The organism is Bacillus sp. FJAT-29937 (assembly GCF_001509555.1).
Taxonomy (GTDB): Bacteria; Bacillota; Bacilli; order Bacillales; family Cytobacillaceae; genus Cytobacillus.
Window position 1 is genome coordinate 581,585 of record NZ_LMAS01000003.1, and the last position, 19,700, is coordinate 601,284.

The following is a 19,700-nucleotide window of genomic DNA, read 5'->3' on the forward strand; positions in this document are numbered from 1 at the left end:
AGAAAAGGAGCTATCGCATAATATGGCGTTAGCTTCTTTTCTCTTTAAATCGAAATAGGTTTGTGCTATTGTCGAATTAAAGTGATTATTGGGAAATTTCAAAAACGGAAAGAGAGGATCATACAAATGGGGAATATTGTATCTTTCAAACATGTTTCATGGCGCAGGAACGGCGAGGAAATCTTAAGCAATTTAAATTGGAGCATAGATCAAAATGAGCATTGGGCCATTCTCGGTTTAAATGGATCAGGAAAGACCTCTCTTTTAAATATTGTAACAGGCTATCAATTTCCGACTGCGGGCGAAGTAGCTGTCCTTGGAAATATATTTGGAAAAACGAATTTACCAGAGCTTCGCAGAGAAATTGGGTTCGTCAGCAGCTCATTGGACCGGTTTACAAATAGTTTAAATCATGAAACGGTCGAGGATATTGTTTTAAGCGGAAAGTTTGCATCCATCGGTTTGTATGAAGAGGTTTCAACGGAAGATGTAGTAACGGCAGAGTCATTAATAAACAGTCTTCGCCTTGATTATCTGAAAGGAAAGCACTTCCGTCTTTTATCGCAAGGTGAAAAGAGACGTGTATTAATCGCGAGAGCATTAATGAGCAATCCTAAGCTTCTCATACTCGATGAGCCATGCACAGGTCTAGATGTTCTTTCTCGGGAGGAAGTTCTTTTTCTCATGAAGGAAATTGTCAAAACCAATTGCCATTTAATCTATGTGACCCACCATATTGAAGAGTTAGTCGAAGAAATTACTAACGTCCTGCTTCTGCGTGATGGAAAGATCGTAGCCGCTGGACCAAAGAAAGAGGTTTTGACAGATGAACTATTATCGGAAACCTTTAAAACCCCGGTCGGTGTGCGCTGGGAAGAAGATAGGCCATGGCTTGCAGTGAAAAAAGAAAAGGTTTTGCAATAAATAAAAAGGAATGAAAAAGAAGAATGAACCCCAGTACTGGTGAGATATTCTTCTTTTTTTGATTGCATTCTTTTTTTATTGGTAAAATGAATCTAATATGACTTTTTGTGAGGTGATCTATATGTGCGGCCGTTTCACATTAACAGCTTCTTTTGAGCAAATTATTGACCGGTTCGATATTGAACAATTTATGGAAGAAGATTTATTTTCTCCGAGTTACAATGTGGCTCCTTCCCAATCTGTTTTGTCCGTCATCAATGATGGCAGCAAAAACAGATTAGGGTTTCTAAGATGGGGGTTAATCCCTTCTTGGGCAAAAGATGAGAAAATTGGCTACAAAATGATTAATGCACGGGCTGAAACGTTAAATGAGAAACCAAGCTTTCGCCATGCATACAAGAATAGACGCTGTTTAGTCATTGCCGACAGCTTCTATGAATGGAAGCGGCATGATGATAAAACGAAAACACCGATGCGGATAAAACTGAAGTCGGATCAGTTATTTGCGATGGCTGGTTTATGGGAACAATGGAAATCCCCACAAGGAAAATCGGTATTCACCTGCTCTGTGATCACGACAACACCTAATGAACTCGTTAAAGACATTCATGATCGGATGCCAGTTATTTTAAATCCGGAAGATGAAAAAATTTGGCTCAATCGAACAATCACTGATACAGCCTATTTAGATCAACTCCTTAAGCCGCTTGATAAGGAACTGATGGAGACATATGAAGTATCTTCACTTGTCAATTCGCCAAAGAATAATTCAGTGGAATTGATCCAGAGAATATGCTAGGAAGTTTTTTATTGTAATTCTAAATGTTTTTTTAATTCATCTTGAACACGCTGCTTTTCCTCATCAGGAACTATGAAGTAGTAAATACGGTTCATTATTGAATTGCTTCCTTCAATGGATATTTGGTCAACTTGTTTGGCAGCTGATCGATAATTTTTTTGAATGTCGATCATCTCATCCAATACTAGATTTGTTTTTATATTTTCGCCTAATGTACTAATAATCTCTTTGTAATTGAAGAGTGAGGAGATGCTTGCCCCTTCTTTAAGAATAGCGAGGATGACTTGTCGTTGTCTAGCTTGGCGGCCAAAATCTCCTCTCGGGTCCTCATACCTCATGCGGGAAAATGATAATGCATCTTCCCCATTTAAAGTCAATTCGCCTTTTGGAAAGTGTTTCCCCTCGGAGGTAAAGTCGAAGTCATTAAGGACAGTTACCCCTCCTAATGAATCAATAATCTCTATAAAACCTTCCATATTTATTTGAATATAAAAATCAATCGGCATATCCAAAAAGTTCTCCACTGTCGCTATGGCCATTTCTGCTCCGCCAAATGCAAAGGCATGATTAATTTTGTCATCTGTACCACGACCGATGATCTCGGTTCTAGTATCTCGCGGGATACTGAGCATCTTAACAGAATTTAAACTTGGGTTCACTGTCAGCACGATCATTGAGTCCGAACGGCCGCGGTCACCATCAGTTTCATCGACGCCAAGCAGCAAGACAGAGAAAGGTTCTTGTTGCGTTAATGTGATGTCTTCGCTCCTCTTTTCTGATATTTCTCGTTGGATTGGCTGATGCATAGTTACGATAGCCTCTGTGATAGATTTATATATTAAGTACCCGTATATGGCTGTCCCCGTTAAAATTAATAGAACAGTAATTCCCGTTATATACAGCCATGTTTTCTTCTTGCCGAACCTCATTTTCTTCCTCCATAAATTCGACTTTCTTTTATATTTATTCATTTTTGAAAGGAAAAATGTTAGGCAAGGAACAAGGCATTCGAATTTTAATAAAAAGTTCCGATTTCGCCTTCATTCATAGTGAAAATCGAAAACGACCAGATTTTTATATTTGGCGGACAGAGAATCCTTTATTTCCGTAAAACTTGCCTCTTAGCCGGATGAATCGGACACAGAATCCGCTAATGATGAAAAAACATAAGAAAACAGCATTCATTTCATGTAATAGCGGAATCAGTGGCCGTTCACCTTGGTGAAAACTATCTTTTCAGACAAATAACGGATCTGTAGTCCTCCTACTCTAATTATGTGAAAATAATGACAATTGGTAAATTAAAGAGTAAACTTATGTTTATATACTGTGTTGATAAGATATTATTTTATTTAGATATAGCATTATGAGGAGTTGAAGAAATGGCAGAATGGAAAAATGGCATTGCTAAATTGGTGATCCCTACCCCATTTGCGGTTGGGGATGTGAATATATATGTGGTGAAGGGGGAGCGGCTGACACTTGTTGATGTTGGGCCTAAAACGGAAGAGGCATGGGAGGCTTTGAAGGTACAATTGCAAGGTTTAAATCTATCTCCTGAAGATATAGAACAGGTTGTCCTTACTCATCATCATCCTGATCATGCGGGCCTTTTGGACTTTTTCCCTGCCAGTGTGGAAGTATATGGACATCGTTATAATGAAAGATGGCTAATGCGGACTGATGCGTTTTTAAAGGCGCATGATGAATTTTACTATGAGCTATTTCCTAAGTGCGGAATTCCGGATCAATTTCTCCCGTTTATTAGTTCGTTAAAAAGGTCTTTGCGTTTTTCCTGCAGCCGTTCTCTGACAGGTGTATTGGCGGAAGGAGACTCTCCGCTTGGCCTTGATGACTGGACGGTTATTGATATACCCGGGCATGCTCAAAGTCATATCGGTTTGTTCCGGGAGAAGGATGGGGTTTTTATCGGAGGGGATCATTTACTGGCACATATTTCTCCGAATCCTCTAATGGAACCGCCCCTTCCTGGAGAAACAAAGCGGCCAAAACCGCAGCTGCAATATAATGAATCATTAAAGAAGCTAAGGCAATTCCCAATCCAGCTTGTTTATTCAGGGCATGGAGAGGATATTTATGATCCGAATGAATTAATTGAGAAAAGACTGGCTCGCCAGCATGAGCGTGCGATATTTATAAAAAAATGGCTTGAGCAGGAGCCTCTTACTGTTTTCGAAATTTGTCAGCGCCTTTTTCCGGCCGTATATGAAAAGGAGTTTGGCTTAACGATTTCAGAAACGATTGCCCAGCTTGACTATTTGGATGCTTTGGGAGAAATTAGTATAAATAAGGCAGGGAAGGCATATTATTTTTCTGCTTAGCTGAGGTGGATTATGTCGGATCGTTTGAAAAATAAAACTATTATTATTACGGGTGCCTCGGCCGGAATTGGTGCATCCATGGCTTCACTTTGTGCGGAAAGAGGGGCCAATCTTGTTTTGCTTGCCCGGAGCTATGAGAAGCTTCTTTCGCTGAAAACGGATTTAGAAAGCCGCTTTCATGTTAAGGTTGATATACATAAGCTTGATGTTTCCAGCACTGACGAGGTTCAGGCTGTTTTTTCAAAGGTTTTGGAGCAGCTTGACCGTGTGGATGTTCTTGTTAACAATGCAGGCTACGGGGTTTTTCGCGAGGCTCATGAGGCAAAAATCGATGATATGAAAGGGATGTTTGCTGTCAACGTTGTTGGCTTAATGGCTTGCACAAGTATGGTTTTGCCTGTCATGCGGCAGCAGGGAAGCGGTCATATTATTAATATTGCCTCCCAGGCTGGTAAAATTGCTACACCTAAATCAAGTGTCTACTCAGCAACGAAGCATGCTGTGCTCGGCTATACAAACAGCCTTCGGATGGAGCTTTCTAGCCATCGTGTTTTTGTAACGGCCGTTAACCCTGGACCGATCGAAACGAACTTTTTTACCATTGCCGATGAAAAAGGAACCTATGTTAAAAATGTAAAACGATTTATGCTAAAGCCGGAATATGTGGCAAAAAAGGTTGTAGACACAATGCTGACCCCGACACGAGAAATTAATTTGCCGGGCTGGATGAATGCGGGCAGTATCGTGTATACTCTTTTTCCGCGCTTGTTTGAACGGCTTGGAAGACGGATGTTTAATCAAAAATAAATCTAATTCAGAACGAAAGCAGACGTTTTAGTATTTTTTAATACGTCTGTTTTTTATTGCTTAAAAATAAGGCGAATCCGATATATATCCATAAAGAACATCATTCACAATGTCGTACAAATCAATTTCTTTTTCTTCATGTTTTCGTAAATTTATTTTTTCGTACATTTCCTCAAATTCCACACTATCAATAGAAATTGACTCATTATATTGCTTTAAACATGTTTGAATCATTTTAAAAATGAGTTTTCGATCCAACTTTCGCAGGCCTCCTTTGGTCGATTATACGACTGTTTTAATTGGAGTAATAATACAATTTGAAGGTAACTATAAACCTAATGAAAAATATGAGATAGGGGATAGTTATGACCACTGATAAAGATTTAAATCCAATGAATGTGATGAAACCATTAAATGTAAATCCGAAAACATTAGATGAGACCCAACCTTTAACGACCTTTGAAATTGGTAAACTGTGGGCTACCTATATGGGAAACAGCATGTCAATTCAGATTTTAAGGTATTTTCTTCAACATTGCGAAGATGAAAATATTAAGACGCTATTGGAAAATGGTTTAGCCTTATCAAATGATTTTAAGCAGAGAATTGAGGTTTTTTATCAAAAAGAAAATTTCCCTATACCTATTGGATTTACGAAAGATGATGTAAATCTTGGTGCCCCCCGTTTATACGCAGATGAGTTTTACGTTCACTATTTAAAATATGCTGCTAAGGCAGGTTTGAGTCTTTATGCAGTAGCCGTTCCATTGGTAATGAGGGAGGATATAAGAGAGTTTTTTATTTATTGTAATCAATGTACTACCGTCCTTTTAGGGCAAATTAATAGTATTTTAATGGAAAAGAAATTCATTGCATCACCTCCTATCATTCCAACACCAGATGGAATTGATAAAGTTAATAAACAAAGTTACTTAAGTGGCTTTATTGGAGATGTCCGACCATTACAGGCATTAGAAATCATACATCTTTGGGATAACATTGAGAATAACGTAACAAGTTTGGCATTATTATTGGGTTTTCATCAGATTGTTCAAGATGAAAAGATAAAGCTTTTGTTTAAACGAGGTTTAGACATGACTAATAAATCAGTAAAACAGTATCAGGAAAAACTGCACACTGAACACATTCAATCACCGTCTTACCTAGACCATTTGGTTACAACATCTACATATTCGCCTTTTTCCGATAAAATAATGCTGTTCCATAAAGTGGATATGTTTGCAATGAAGATAAGGTCATTCGGAAACTCACTAGCGGTAACGGGAAGAAGAGATTTAAATTTATTGTACGCAAGAACTCTAATAAACATAGGCTTATTTGTTGACGACGGCATGAATATCTTAATTGATAAAGGTTGGTTGGAGTCACCTCCAGAAGCATATGACAGAACTTAAGATAAAATCTTTAAGAGTGATAGTAAATCTTTCGTGTCCCGATGCCATAAGTTCCGCTTTAAAAAATAAGAGCTTGCACTCTCAACATTGAGATGCAAGCTTTTTAAAAATTTTATTTTAATCAATTAGAGTCAATTCCAATTCTTCCACATTATTATTCCATTCAATTTTAAAAGGAATTGTTTTAAGATTTTTCTCGTTAGTTCCAAAATTCATCGTGCTTTCTTCTTCAAATACAACTTTATTGTTAGTGGGGAAACCTTTTGCTCTTGATTCTGAACGCTCTCCTTCTACTGTCCCCACTTTGAACGAGTATCCTAATTGTTGTATATTTATTAAATCCTGTGAAGGTCCTTTGTAACTGACGCTTAATTTATATTTCGAATCATAGGAATTTAAAGAAAAACTTACCTTCCAATTATCTGTTTCGTCAGAAAAAACAATATAATCATTTTTAGAGCATCCTACTAATAAAAGTAACAAAGTTAATAATATTATAAACAACGATTTCTTCATAGTAACACGCCCTCCTCATAAATATTAACAAATCCTTTCTTAATAATATTGTATTGTTTTTTTGAATATAGGCAATTTTCTTTATGTGGTATTACAAAATATGTTGTCTTTATTGTTTCTATAATCTAATTGTCTGTGATAGTTTTTGGAAAACTACTAAAGGAGGAACGAAAATAACAAAAATTAAAACCACCTTACTGGATAATGATCATCTACGAAGACCAACTGGGAAATCCAAGCACATTTGGAATAAAGATTACATAACATTTTAACTACAAAAAACTTAAAATACTTTGAGATAAGGAAATTATCTTAAAATATTTTAATGGGGAAACATCAAATTGCAATATAATGTATTTTCAAAGTGGTTATCTAGTATTCTAGCAGCATTGCAAATTTTTTCATCCATACCTTTTACCAGCTTAACTGTTGGGGCAACAGAAAACACAGAAACTCAGATAATGGAACCACAATCGACAAGCATTCAAGAAGAACAAACTTTAGTAGAATCTAGTGAGGCTCCTCCTTTTACGAAAACAGAGCCAAAGGAAGTAGTGGAGCTGCGTACGGAGACGACAAGGACTATAGATAATGGGGATGGAACCTATACTTTAGAATCGTTCCAAGAACCGATCTTTAGGAAAAATGAGGGCAAGCTGAAAGAAATTCAACCGAAAATTAAAAAGCAAAAAGCGGGGAAAATGTTTGCAGGAGAGTCAACTGATGAATTATCTACCGATAATACACTGCTTGATATTCGTTTTTCTCCAAAGATGAATAAAAACAAATATGCAGTCCTATCTTACAAAGGACATGCTTTGACATACACCTTCAAAGAAGCATCGGGTGAAAATGGTGTTCAAAAAGTAAAAAATACAGATGCTACATATGAGGAAAATAAGATCTTCTACAAAGAACCTATACCTGGTTTAACTATTCGGAACATTATGTTTGATGATTCGGTAAAAGAAGACATTATTCTAAGTCATTATAACGGCACAAATAAATATCATTTCTTTATTGAAACAGATTTAGCAGCCAAAGTCGAAGAAAATGGCTCGATCGTATTCAGAGATCAAAATAACGAAACAATCTATACTTTACCAAAGCCTTTCATGGCAGATTCTAATATTAACCCAGAATCTGCAGAAGCGGTACAATCAGATGATGTACATTATGAATTGAACAAAGAGAAAAAAGGATATGCATTTACCGTTGTTGCTGACGAAAAATGGCTTAAGGATTCTTCACGTGTATATCCTGTCTATATTGATCCAACAACTAAGGTTCAGGCTAATCAGGATGCATATGTTTCGTCTGCCGCTCAAAATACTACTTTTAATGGTTCTTGGGACAGCGGAATCGGGGCCTATACATTAAATGTTGGCAATTATGATGGAACAACCGGAGAAAACTTTTCTTATGTTAAGACACCTACTCCATCCTTACCTTATGCAACGATTGATACAGCGATTTTTAATATTTATAATGTTCACTCCTATTATCATACTAGTCTAACAGGTGTTTGGCTGGACCGGGTTAATGGAGATTGGAATGAAACAACAATTAATTGGAAAAATAAACCTACATCATCGTTGTTCACTTCAACAAGTGTCCATAAAGGGAAATGGGCTACATTTAATGTGAAAAATGCCGTTAATGATTGGATGAAAGGGACAGCTCCGAACTATGGCTTTAAACTTCATACGAATGGGAATGGCCAAACATTCTGGAAAAAGTTCTATGCAACAGAACATAATGTTGCAGATTATCGTCCACATATGAATATTGCTTATTCCTATCCATCCCCAAGCAATTTGTCAGCTGAAACGTATAGCATAGGGGATGGAAAAGGGTATATTGATTTACAATGGAATGCCGTAGCAGGAGCAACTAGCTACAATGTATGGATTTTTGATGGAAATGTCTATAAACCTATTAATGTAGGAAACACTACGAAATGGTCAACTAAGGGACAATCTGTTTGGCCTCAAGTAGGACCCGATCTTCCTGTCAATCCTCAATCGGTATACAGAGCTTCTGGAGGAACCACTTACAATGACAGGACGAACTATGCCATTACAGTCAGTGCAGTTTTCAGAGATGGGGAAAGCCCAAAAGCAAATCCCATAGTTCCAACAATACCTAATTTAGCTATTCCTGCGGGACCAACTGGAGATGCGTACAGCAACCAAATTGGAATGAATTCAGGTTATGTCAATTTAGAGTGGGATCCAATTCCAGGAGCTACGGGCTATAAAGTATGGATCTTTAATGGCCTAAGCTATGAAGCTTTTGATGTAAAGAATGTAACAAACTGGACTACACAAAATAAGGGGATTTGGCCGAAACCAGAACAGATTAAAGCCGGAAATTCTAATACGCTGCATCTGTTGCAGGATGGTTCGGGTGTAGAGTTGCCTCTTGATCCATCTCCTCTTTATGCAAAAATGGGGACAAAGTATGCAACATCTAAAAATTTCTGGTTCCGGGTCAGTGCTTACAACAGTGATGGCGAAACGGTCTTTTCAAATGGAACGTTTATCACAAAACTTCCACAAGGTTTAGAGTATTTAGGTTCCGAAGATTATTGGACGATGATTGGTGTTCCAAATGGTACAGTTAATGCTGCTACTGGAAACCTTCTTATAAGTGAAAGTGACATATCCATCTCTGGAAATGGACCAGGTCTTGAAGTAGCTAGAACTTACAATAGTATTTCTTCAACTGTAGGATTATTTGGTAAGGGCTGGCACAGTGATTTGGAAATGAGTATTGTTCCACTAGGACAAGACTTAAAATTCACGGATGAAGATGGAACGATTCATCTGTTCAAAAAGCAGCCAGATGGAACATATAAGCCACCAACTGGAGTATATTTAGAATTACAAGTGAAATCAGATTATTATGAGCTAAAGGCAAAGGATCAAACCATTTATTCCCTTTCGAAGAACACCGGAAAACTATCGGAAATTAAGGATGGTTATAACCAAGCAACAAAATATGATTTTAATACTAACAAAATAATTATTACTGACGTTAACAACCGTACGATTCAATTATTGCTTAACGCAGATGGTCGAGTGGAAAAAGTTATAGATCCACTGCAACGATCGATAACTTTTGATTATAATCAAGACCTGCTTGAAAAAGTAACTGATAGCAGCGGACAGATGACGCAATATGTTTACGATAGTAATAAAGACTTAAAGACGTTATTAGAACCAAATCATACAGATACTAAACCGGTAAAAACGCAATATGAATATGTAAACAATCGTCTAGAAAAGGTGACAGATGCTAAAAATAACATCTATTCTTTAGATTATGACGAATCAAAGAGACAATTAACCTTAACAAAGCCAACTAATAAAATGGCCCAATACACATTTAACGAAGCCGGAAATCCGATTCAATATATTGATGACGTTGGTGGTAAAAACCTAATTACTAGCTACGAATATTCAGGAAACAATCTAGAAAAAAAGATAGATCCAAAAGATCAGGGTAAGAAGCCTTTTACGGAATCATATTTGTACAAAAATGGAAATGTTACCTCAGCAACAGATAGCTATGGGACAGAAAATTATACGTATAACGGTAATAATGATGTCATCTCAATGGAAGACACGGAAGGGCGCCAAACTACAATTGCATATGATGGTCTTAATCCGGTTTCTGAAACAGACCAAAGCGGAAAAGTTTCTTCTATTTCGAAATATGATAAATTCGGAAACATTCTCGAGTCTAGTGCTTCTCTTGGTGCTGCGAACAATTTACTCGTTAACAACAGCTTTGAAGAAGGAACGTCTTCCTGGACAATAGTTCGTAAAAACGATACTGGCTCCATGGCTGTTGACACAAACCCATCCAATGGTTTGAATGGAAAAAACACATTAAAATTAAATGTTAATTCCAGCACTACCCAAAGTGAACATGGATTTATTGCAGCAACGCAAGAAATAGCAGTTCAGCCAAATACAACTTACACTCTTAGTGGAAAAGTAAAAACAAATTTATCAAAGGCTAATACACTGTTTAATATTGAGATGTTGGACAGTCAAAATGCACCTATTTCTTGGAGGGACAATCGCTATAGCAAACTAGCTGGTGAAAAGTCATGGACTGATCGACAGCTGACATTTAAAACCGATGCAAATGCTAAGAAAATTCGTATCTATTTAGAGGTTGAACATAAGGATGCTAATGGTTCTGGAGAGGCATGGTTTGATGCAGTCCAATTAGAAAAAGCTGAAGTTTCTTCAAGCTACAACCCTATCGTGAACAGTAGTTTTGAAGGGGGACTAACGAATTGGACCGGAACTGGTGGAATGATTGACACTATTGCATTTGATGGAACCCAATCGTTAAAATTAGAAAGAAGCAGCATTTCACAAGAGCCTGCTGTTTATAAGCAAACCATCAACGTAGGTCAAAGCTCTTCTAACGACCCTATTTCTATCACGTTAACTGGATTATCAAAGGCTGATAATGTTATAGCAAATGGCGAAGTGAAAAAAGATGATTATTCTATTTCTGCAAATGCGTATTACACGGATGGAACATCAGCAGTATTCTCCGCAGATTTTCCTACTGGGACACAGGAATGGAATCGCTCAGCTATCAGTATTCCAGCCTCCAAGCCGATTAGTAATATTGAGGTTTCGCTTACCTTCAAGGGTTCATATTCAGGGACGGTTTGGTTTGATGCAATTCGCTTGATGAAAGGCTCAATTATTACAAAAAACAATTATGATAATAATGGTTACCTAGCTGGAACAGAAGACGAACTAGGATATAAGACATTTAATCAGTATGATGAGGTTGGAAACAAAGAAGACGAAACGGATGCAAAAGGATATAAGAAGAGTTACTCTTACTTCCCAACGGATCTTTTAGAGAATCTTCTTCTCCCGAATGGGACGAACATTCATTACGAGTATGATAAAAATGGGAATATGTCTTCGAAATCGATTGTCGATCCTTTTGGCAAATCGCAAAAATTTCAATATGAAAATGATGCTTTGAATAGGCTAACCAAGACAATTGGACCATTAAATGATGTCACAATCAACGAATATGATGATGTCGAAAATAAGAAGAAAACCATTTTACCTAATGGTAATCTAATTCAATGGACATATGACGGTGCAGATCGTGTCCAAAGCATTTCCTATAACAACTCGGAGCTACACTCCTTTGAATACGATGGAAATGGTAACGAAACATTCGTTACTTATGTAAAAGAAGGAAGAAAGAAGGAAAGAATCTTTGATTCTTCTAATAGAGTTACAACATTAAAGGATCGTGGAGGTATTCAGCAGTGGAATTATCCGATCGATTCTGATAAATTGAATCATTTCACTTTCTCACATGGTACCTTTAACCAAACAAATCAATTCGAGTATAATCAATTGGACCAGAACACAGTCGTGACAGCTGGAGGTAACACGTATCGTTTTGATTATGATGAAAAAGGTAATGTCCAAACATTCACTACTGGTAACGGGACTGGTGCAAGCTTTAACTACGATGACCGTGGGTTAGTTAAAAATCTTTCCATCGGTACTTTAGATGGGACAAACATTTTAACAGAAAAGTATAGATATGACGCGAATGGAAACCGTGAAAAAATAGAGTATCTAGAAGAAGATGGTACCTTTACCTTCGTTTCTTATGAATACGATGACCTAAATCAATTACTAAAGGAAACCTTACGAAACGGAACGGTCATAGAATATTCATATGACGGGTTTGGGAATAGAGATACGGTAAAAATAAAAAAAAATGGCCAAACGACAACAACATCAACGATTTATAATATCGCCAATCAATTAAAGCAATTCGGAAATGAAATTATTTCCTATGATGATAATGGCAATCGTATATCAGATGGAAAGTACAAATATGGATGGAACCCCGCTAATCAATTAATCTCGATTACAAAGTTAGGAGAGACCACTCCGTTTGTCACGTATCAATATGATGAAGATGGCAAGCGAATCCAAAAGAATGTCAATGGTGCAATCACAAACTACCATTATGATGGCGACAGCCTGAACGTTCTCTATGAAACAGATGGTCAAAATAACGTTGTTCGTTCGTACACCTATTCAGCAGGTGGACAGCTGCTTTCAATGAAGAAGGGCACACAGACATTTTTCTACCACTATAACGCTCACGGGGATGTCATCGCCTTAACAGATCAAAATGATCAAGAGGTTGCAAGCTACGAATATGACAGTTGGGGAAATGTTCAAATAGCAGAGGAAACAGCTCAAGTTAAGGACAACCCATACCGTTATGCAGGATATCAATATGACCATGAAACGGGTATGTATTATTTAATTGCAAGGTATTATCAGCCAGAGCAAGGAGTGTTCTTATCATTAGATCCTGATGCAGGTGATGAAGATGATATTCTTACTCAGAATGGATATACTTATGCTAATAATAATCCGGTTTTAATGGTCGATGAAGATGGGAAGAAAGCGAAAAAGCAAAAAAACAAATTTAATCTAAAAGATCTTCCAGCCCCAGATCTTCAAGATTACAATATAAAAGTATCAAAATCCGAAGTACCTTGGAGTCCAGGGAATATTTTCAAAGGGGCTAAATTGCTAAAATCTAATTTGCAATTATTTGGTAAAAGCGTGCCATTAACAAAAGGAATAAGTACCAAAATATTAAGTGGAAATAGAGTGAAAATAGAAAAGTTTAATAATGGTAAATTTGATAGATATAAACTGGAAAAAGATAGAGCTGTAAATTCAGGTGTTGGAGGACATGGAGGTAGTCACTGGAAGTTAAAGAAAGAAGGAGAAAGAGGTTATTGGACATTGGACAAAAACGGTAAAATATTACGAAGAAGTTAGGAGTTTCTATGTGTATGATTAGAGCAACTAAAGATGAAAAAAACGCTATAATCAAATTATTTCAAAGATTAGATCTAGAGGAAATAGAATCACCCTCTGAATTTTTCAATGTAGGAATATTAGATAGATTTCCTAGAACACTGACTTTGGAAGAAGTTGAAGGAAATCTTATTTCATTTGATGTTAAATGGCGTTCTAATTCCTTTGAATTAATAAAATATCTTAATGAAGAGGGAAAATACAAGAAATTTTTCTATGACATATTTATGGAAAATCAATCAGAAACCTATGCATTTTGTGTTGATTTTAGTAAAATAATGAAATCTACCATGAAAATGATTAAGAAGGATTCAGGATTAAACTTTAAAGAAATTAAAGGTCTAATTAATAAAATTGAGGAGAGTGATGGACTTATAAAGATAAAAGATTTTGCTACACTATCAAATTTATTAGCCATTACTCTTAGAGAATATATTTTTATCAACTTCTTTTTTGTAAAATCAAAGATTGCAGTGATTGGGAATTATGAAATGAACTTACCATTTTATTGCAAGGAACAAGCGCGATTTGAAAATATATCTAAACTTGCTGAGACACATGGGTTGTTTATCAGAACAAAATAATTAAGAACTAGAAGTTAAATAGAGATTGTGGATCAAATAATGGGGCTGTCTGATAAGTCCCTAAAATAAAACAGGTGGAGAAAAATGTATCGTTTTTCTCCACCTGTTTTTTTATTTTTTTGATTTAGCCCTGATAATAGCTTGCGGATGCCTGCTATTATTAGGATGTTGTGGGCTAATGCCACAATTCCAAATTCGACATGCACCTTGTCGAGACCACGCAAGGAAAACGTAACGATTACCAATTACCATTATGATGGCGACAGTCGAAATGTTCTTTATGAAACAGACGGACAAAATAATGTAGTACGTTCTTACACTTATTCAGAAGGCGGACAGCTGCTTTCCATGAAGAAGGGCGCACAGACATTTTTCTACCACTATAACGCTCACGGTGATGTCATCGCTTTAACAGATCAAAATGGTCAAAAGGTTGCAAGCTATGTATACGATAGCTGGGGAAATGTTCTAGCAGCAGGTGAATCAGATATTGTTAAGGATAACCCTTACCGTTATGCAGGATATCAGTATGACCATGAAACGGGTATGTATTATTTAATAGCAAGATATTATCAGCCAGAGCAAGGAGTGTTCTTATCATTAGATCCAATCCGGTAATGATGTTAGATCCGGATGGTCACTTTGTGTGGTTGGCAATAAATGCTGGATTTGCTGCCTATGATGGGTATCAAGCATACAAGACAGGAAAAGGATGGAAATTTGTAGCTAAAAAAGCAGCTTTAGGTGCTGTTGGTGGAGGAAAATTTAAATTAGTTAAAAGTGGTGCAAAGGCGTTTAGAGGTGTTTTGCCTACTTCAGGTATATCACTGAAAGCTGGATCTAAAACTGTAGCTGGAAAAATAACGGGATATACTAAACATGGTTTAGAGCAAGCTATGCAAAGAGATGGTAGTAGAGGAGTCTCTCCTAAAGCCATTCTTGATACAGTTAAAAATCCAACGAAAATGGTACAACATTCCGAAGGCAGAATGAAATATATGAGTAAGAGTGCGGTAGTAGTTCTAAATAAAGCTGGAAAGGTAATTACTACTTATGCAAAGGGTTCAAAAGGTATAAGGAGGAAATAAATGTTAAAATTGAATGCAGATATGTTACTTTTATTAAGAGAATGCTTGGAGTCTCGTAGTCCTGACCTTCTTTGGGTTTTAGATAATGAAACTAATATAGATGATACTTTAGGTAATGAATTACGAGACATTGTTAATGAAGAGTTTTTGGAAAAAGGGTTAAATAAAAATGATGAACCAAACGATATGGGAATAAAACTGGAGAGATTAATAGACCAAATTGGTAGGTGTTTTATGTAAATTACCACTTGAAAAGCAAATCTTCTTAACCATTGTAAATTAAGCCTTAGGAGACAATCTCTTAAGGCTTTTGTTGTATAGGGGCGCCTAATATGACAATTTATTAGATTGCAATTTAAATATTAAAATATCATGACATACAAAAATTTTAAATATATGCCCTATTAGGATTCCCTCTGATAGAGTCACATCATTGAAGGGATCGCGGAGGTATTCAGCAGTGGAATTATCTCATCGATTCTGATAAAATGAAACATTTCACTTTCTCACATGGTGCTTTTAACCAAACAAAACAATTCGAGTATAATCAATTGGACCAGAACACTGTCGTGACAGCTGGAGGTAACACATATCGTTTTGATTATGATGAAAAAGGGAATGTTCAGACATTCACTACGGGTAACGGGACTGGAACAAGCTATAACTACGATGACCGTGGGTTAGGAAAAAATCTTTCCGTCGCTACTTTAGATAGGCCAGACATTTTAACAGAAAAGTATAGCTATGACGCGAATGGAAACCGTAAAGAAATAGAATATCCAGAAGATGGTACTTTCGTCTTTTATGAATACGATGGCCTAGATCAATTAATAAGGGAAACAATACGAAACGGAACGGTGATTGACTATTCATATGATGGCTTTGGTAATAGAGATACAGTAAAGATTACAAAAAATGGCCAAACGACAACAACATCAACGGTTTATAATATCGCCAATCAATTAAAGCAATTTGGGAATGAAAGTATTGCCTATGATGATAATGGCAATCGTATATCAGATGATAAGTATAAGTATGAATGGAATCCAGCTGATCAATTAGTTTCAGTCACAAAAACTGGGGAAGCCACTCCTTTTGTCACCTATCAATACGATGAAAATGGCAGGCGAATAACAGACGGCAGCAGCTCTAGAACAAGACTACTTCGTAAATAACATCAATTTCCGAATGTGTAGGTGGAATAAGGACCACTCCAAAATCAATAATTCCGTCATGAATATGCTGAACTATATCCCATGAATGTCCAGTAATGAAGCGAAGTGCTCTTCTTGGATGTTTTGCTTGAAACTCACTCATTATTGGAAACAATAGATAATCCCATAATGAATGTAGGCTACCTATAACTAACGAGCCTTCGTATGTTTCTTCCATACCCACTTTTCTTGAACCTTCATCAACAAGCTCTATAATTCTCTCTATATATTTACTAATAGATTTCCCGTTTAATATTCCTTGGAGAGCCACTATAGTAATAATGAATACCGTCAATAACATTAACATGATATATATTTAAAATATCGAGGTCAGTATCAGTAAGAGTATTAGTAGAAATTTTATACTTTTGAGTAGTATCAAGGAGTAGACTTTGATTTTCATCAACAAAAGTGGAATAAATAATCGTATCTTCATCAAAACGAACAATTTTCCTTAAATTTTCTCTAGGAATTATAGTCGTCCAATTGTTACTTTCTATATCCAAAAGACGAATACCTTCAGTCAGTGAAAAGATAAATTTGTTATTCATGATGTGGAAAATAGGCGAAACATTTTCCGAAATAATTTTGGATTCGAAATTTTCTAATGAAAGTGAGACGAAACGGCTTTTGATATCGACATAAAAAATTTTACCTTTATCATAAACAAAATATGATGAATAGTGAAGATTAGACACTAGAATTTGATTATCAGTACCATTTGTTTTAATTGAATATAGCTGCCTATCTTCTTCATTTGGAATATAGTAAATAATATCTTTTACAACGATGAAATAGAACACGGGTTCATTAATAACAACTATGGTTTCTTCGGTTTTTAAATCATACCGCATTACCTTATTGTTACTAACATAATAGAGTCCATTTCCTACAACACTAATCGGACTTCCAGGATCCACTTCTGATATAAGTAGTTTGTTATAATTTGAGTTTTTCTTTTGAGCATAAATTCCACTTTCTTTTTCATAGTCGACATAAAAAATCCATTTGTCTTGCGAAGTTGTATGACTACGCTCTAAATAGTTAAACATAGTATTTCCAGTAGTATTTGTTTTAGAAAAAAAAATGGCCTCATTCGAGCATGAAGTTAAAATTAGGCAGTTTAACAAAATAATCAAGAGAATGAAAATCCGCAAAAAAATCCCCTCCTAAGTTTTTATGTTAATAAATTGAACATCATAACAACAATAAATAAATTACATTAAAACCTCCTAATCACTAGGAAATATATTTAAAGAATGGTAAATATTGTTATAATTTTAAATATATGTCATTATCAGTATATTATAAAAAGGAGGTATTGGTATGCAAAAAATGATTTTTTCTTTTGCATTATTATTGATGGTAACTGTTTTTTCAGGACATCATGCGTCTGCTTCAAGTACATCCGATGATACTACAGATTTAGTAACAGAACTAAAAATAGCATTAAGTTACGAAGATACTTTTGTTGTTCTTAATGAAAATGGTGATAATGTCAATGAATCTTTTTATAGTCTGGCTGCTGAGTTCATAGAAGAAGAGGATTATCATTCAATCATAGAGATTTTACTACAAAATAATTGGCACTTTGCTTATGAAATAGTAGTTCTAGAAGATATGGATATACAAAAAGGAAAGCATACAATTTTAAGTGAAACTAGACTGAGAACTTCCTATGCAACGGTGCACTATCCTTTTTCTTTACAACATGATTATGACAATGATGGAAAAGATGATTCTGCCTCTATAAAACTATCGCACACTGGTAGATTTAACTATAATCCTGCTAACAATACATATGTTAACATGCCTAGCAATTATGCAGATACAAGTGTGGCATGTGTTGGAATCCCTTATGCATCGGTAATTCAATGCAAACAACTAGGAGCTTCTGCTGCATACTCGTCATATACAAATTATGTAAGGTTTCATGGAAATGTTAATGGAATAGTAGAAGAATTTAAAGTTTTATGGCAAGGACCTAAGCCGTATAGTTATTTGAGTTATGCAGATGGAAGAAATATTATTATTGAATAATAAAGGAGAAATTAAAATGATAAAAAAATTATGTTCTAGTTTTATATTTTCTTTTATTCTTCTTATTACATTAAACAATCCTGCTTCAGCAAATTCAGAACAAAATAACATTAATCCTGCCTATATCGAGGTTTTCGAGAAAATGTCAGAGAACTTAGATACAATAAGAGTTATAAATCCAGAAAATATTGATATTACAGATGATTTTATTGAAAACTTTTCGAATTTTTATAAGTTAGAAGATTTTCAAAGTCTATATGAATACTTTTCTGCTAACGTAGGGGAGTTAACATATTTAAATAATGATGATTCGGAGTCCTTTTTAGCAAGCACCAGCCGACAAGCAACATATGTAAGAAATATTCAAAGACTGAATGAAAAATTTGTTTATAGTAGAGGTTCCATTGAATTTTCATGGTTAGATACTTTGACAGTTAAATATACTTATAATACAAGTACAGGCCAAATATTAAGTATTGATGACAATTCAGTTATTAGTGATATTTGGCATCCAAATTATTCTTTCCAAATCAAAGCATCTTATTCTCATGGGAAAACACCATCAAATTCGGTGAGTATAAATAATAGTTACACAATGACCCCAGTATATCGAGACGAATGGGGACAGCATGAACTTTTTAATACAAGAACTTTTACTGTGACTGGTACTGTTAATAATCCAGTAATAAACTAATATTTCGGATTCAGATTTAGCGCTGATGAAAATAAAAGATATTATTCGATAAACAAATTCTAATTTTAGGGTCTGTCCCTTACTGTATTAAAAAGCGGTAAGAGACAGACCTTTTTTGCAGGTAGCACAAGCAATAAATGCTGGTTTTGCCGTATACGATGGGTATAAGACATATAAATCGGCGCTGCTGCTTTAGGTACAGTTGGTGGAGGGAAATTTAAATTAGTTAAAAGTGGTGGAAGGGCGTTTAGAGGTGTTTTGCCTACTTCAGGTAAATCGCTGAATGCTGGATCTAAAACTGTAGCTGGAAAAATAACGGGATATACTAAACATGGTTTAGAGCAAACTATGCAAAGGGATGGT

At 35.8% G+C, this 19,700-nt stretch carries 16 protein-coding genes and 1 pseudogene; 12 read left to right on the top strand and 5 right to left on the bottom strand.

What is annotated here, in order from left to right; translation table 11 throughout:
• Positions 1 to 126 precede the first annotated feature (126 nt).
• Positions 127 to 924, top strand: coding sequence for an ABC transporter ATP-binding protein (locus AR328_RS09110; protein ID WP_066293867.1), 798 nt, complete (start codon positions 127 to 129; stop codon positions 922 to 924).
• A gap of 121 nt (positions 925 to 1,045) precedes the next feature.
• The gene (locus tag AR328_RS09115; protein WP_066293870.1) at positions 1,046 to 1,723 is read left to right on the top strand and encodes an SOS response-associated peptidase; all 678 of its coding nucleotides are present in this window, start codon (positions 1,046 to 1,048) and stop codon (positions 1,721 to 1,723) included.
• A gap of 8 nt (positions 1,724 to 1,731) precedes the next feature.
• On the opposite strand, the gene AR328_RS09120 is transcribed toward AR328_RS09115, so the two are convergent.
• A complete protein-coding gene (locus tag AR328_RS09120; protein WP_066293872.1) occupies positions 1,732 to 2,652 on the bottom strand; it encodes an LCP family glycopolymer transferase in 921 nt (306 codons plus the stop codon).
• Positions 2,653 to 3,105: 453 nt separating this feature from the next.
• Between AR328_RS09120 and AR328_RS09125 the strand changes: the two genes are divergently transcribed.
• Both AR328_RS09125 and AR328_RS09130 read left to right on the top strand, forming a co-directional pair.
• A complete protein-coding gene (locus tag AR328_RS09125; RefSeq protein ID WP_066293876.1) occupies positions 3,106 to 4,065 on the top strand; it encodes an MBL fold metallo-hydrolase in 960 nt (319 codons plus the stop codon).
• Positions 4,066 to 4,077: 12 nt separating this feature from the next.
• Positions 4,078 to 4,872 carry an SDR family NAD(P)-dependent oxidoreductase gene (locus AR328_RS09130; protein ID WP_066293879.1) on the top strand — a complete coding sequence of 265 codons (795 nt, stop codon included), beginning with the start codon at positions 4,078 to 4,080 and terminating at the stop codon, positions 4,870 to 4,872.
• A 60-nt stretch (positions 4,873 to 4,932) separates the two neighbouring features.
• Here the strand turns inward: AR328_RS09130 and AR328_RS09135 are convergent, their stop codons facing one another.
• Entirely contained in the window at positions 4,933 to 5,130 is a 198-nt protein-coding gene (locus AR328_RS09135; RefSeq protein WP_066293881.1) for a YqzH family protein, read from the bottom strand.
• A gap of 107 nt (positions 5,131 to 5,237) precedes the next feature.
• Between AR328_RS09135 and AR328_RS09140 the strand changes: the two genes are divergently transcribed.
• Positions 5,238 to 6,287 carry a DUF3231 family protein gene (locus AR328_RS09140; protein WP_231734783.1) on the top strand — a complete coding sequence of 350 codons (1,050 nt, stop codon included), beginning with the start codon at positions 5,238 to 5,240 and terminating at the stop codon, positions 6,285 to 6,287.
• 117 nt (positions 6,288 to 6,404) lie between these two features.
• On the opposite strand, the gene AR328_RS09145 is transcribed toward AR328_RS09140, so the two are convergent.
• A complete protein-coding gene (locus AR328_RS09145) occupies positions 6,405 to 6,803 on the bottom strand; it encodes a hypothetical protein (protein WP_066293884.1) in 399 nt (132 codons plus the stop codon).
• A gap of 341 nt (positions 6,804 to 7,144) precedes the next feature.
• On the opposite strand from AR328_RS09145, the gene AR328_RS09150 reads away from it, so the two are divergent.
• The 5 genes and pseudogenes from AR328_RS09150 to AR328_RS09175 all read left to right on the top strand — a co-directional run bounded on the left by AR328_RS09150 (position 7,145) and on the right by AR328_RS09175 (position 16,564).
• The gene (locus tag AR328_RS09150) at positions 7,145 to 13,678 is read left to right on the top strand and encodes a DNRLRE domain-containing protein (protein ID WP_066293886.1); all 6,534 of its coding nucleotides are present in this window, start codon (positions 7,145 to 7,147) and stop codon (positions 13,676 to 13,678) included.
• 14 nt (positions 13,679 to 13,692) lie between these two features.
• On the top strand, positions 13,693 to 14,301 hold the full coding sequence (locus AR328_RS09155; protein WP_066293892.1) for a hypothetical protein: 609 nt from the start codon (positions 13,693 to 13,695) through the stop codon (positions 14,299 to 14,301).
• Positions 14,302 to 14,529: 228 nt separating this feature from the next.
• Positions 14,530 to 15,389, top strand: a pseudogene (locus AR328_RS23015) (RHS repeat domain-containing protein); the annotation flags it as partial.
• On the top strand, positions 15,390 to 15,629 hold the full coding sequence (locus AR328_RS09170; protein WP_066293908.1) for a hypothetical protein: 240 nt from the start codon (positions 15,390 to 15,392) through the stop codon (positions 15,627 to 15,629).
• Between the two features lie 311 nt (positions 15,630 to 15,940).
• On the top strand, positions 15,941 to 16,564 hold the full coding sequence (locus AR328_RS09175; RefSeq protein ID WP_231734784.1) for a hypothetical protein: 624 nt from the start codon (positions 15,941 to 15,943) through the stop codon (positions 16,562 to 16,564).
• Here AR328_RS09175 and AR328_RS09180 read toward each other — a convergent pair.
• Positions 16,539 to 16,781: a LysR family transcriptional regulator substrate-binding protein gene (locus AR328_RS09180; protein ID WP_231734794.1), complete on the bottom strand. Its 243-nt coding sequence runs from the start codon at positions 16,779 to 16,781 to the stop codon at positions 16,539 to 16,541. The genes AR328_RS09175 and AR328_RS09180 overlap by 26 nt on opposite strands.
• Positions 16,782 to 16,836: 55 nt before the next feature.
• Positions 16,837 to 17,760, bottom strand: a complete 924-nt coding sequence (locus AR328_RS09185) for a DUF5050 domain-containing protein (RefSeq protein ID WP_066293919.1) — start codon at positions 17,758 to 17,760, stop codon at positions 16,837 to 16,839.
• Between the two features lie 169 nt (positions 17,761 to 17,929).
• On the opposite strand from AR328_RS09185, the gene AR328_RS09190 reads away from it, so the two are divergent.
• Together AR328_RS09190 and AR328_RS09195 are read left to right on the top strand one after the other, a co-directional pair.
• Entirely contained in the window at positions 17,930 to 18,643 is a 714-nt protein-coding gene (locus AR328_RS09190; RefSeq protein ID WP_066293923.1) for a hypothetical protein, read from the top strand.
• Positions 18,618 to 19,337 (top strand): hypothetical protein, encoded by a 720-nt coding sequence (locus AR328_RS09195; RefSeq protein WP_066293926.1) that lies wholly within the window; start codon positions 18,618 to 18,620, stop codon positions 19,335 to 19,337. Before AR328_RS09190 ends, AR328_RS09195 begins: the two co-directional genes overlap by 26 nt.
• The last annotated feature ends 363 nt before the right edge of the window (positions 19,338 to 19,700 follow it).

Excerpts from the sequence above, each read along its gene's own strand:
- AR328_RS09110 (WP_066293867.1), top strand. The coding sequence starts at position 127 with ATGGGGAATATTGTATCTTTCAAACATGTTTCATGGCGCAGGAACGGC.
- AR328_RS09115 (WP_066293870.1), top strand. The coding sequence starts at position 1,046 with ATGTGCGGCCGTTTCACATTAACAGCTTCTTTTGAGCAAATTATTGAC.
- AR328_RS09120 (WP_066293872.1), bottom strand. The coding sequence starts at position 2,652 with ATGAGGTTCGGCAAGAAGAAAACATGGCTGTATATAACGGGAATTACT.
- AR328_RS09125 (WP_066293876.1), top strand. The coding sequence starts at position 3,106 with ATGGCAGAATGGAAAAATGGCATTGCTAAATTGGTGATCCCTACCCCA.
- AR328_RS09130 (WP_066293879.1), top strand. The coding sequence starts at position 4,078 with ATGTCGGATCGTTTGAAAAATAAAACTATTATTATTACGGGTGCCTCG.
- AR328_RS09140 (WP_231734783.1), top strand. The coding sequence starts at position 5,238 with ATGACCACTGATAAAGATTTAAATCCAATGAATGTGATGAAACCATTA.
- AR328_RS09145 (WP_066293884.1), bottom strand. The coding sequence starts at position 6,803 with ATGAAGAAATCGTTGTTTATAATATTATTAACTTTGTTACTTTTATTA.
- AR328_RS09155 (WP_066293892.1), top strand. The coding sequence starts at position 13,693 with ATGATTAGAGCAACTAAAGATGAAAAAAACGCTATAATCAAATTATTT.
- AR328_RS09170 (WP_066293908.1), top strand. The coding sequence starts at position 15,390 with ATGTTAAAATTGAATGCAGATATGTTACTTTTATTAAGAGAATGCTTG.
- AR328_RS09180 (WP_231734794.1), bottom strand. The coding sequence starts at position 16,781 with ATGGAAGAAACATACGAAGGCTCGTTAGTTATAGGTAGCCTACATTCA.
- AR328_RS09190 (WP_066293923.1), top strand. The coding sequence starts at position 17,930 with ATGCAAAAAATGATTTTTTCTTTTGCATTATTATTGATGGTAACTGTT.
- AR328_RS09195 (WP_066293926.1), top strand. The coding sequence starts at position 18,618 with ATGGAAGAAATATTATTATTGAATAATAAAGGAGAAATTAAAATGATA.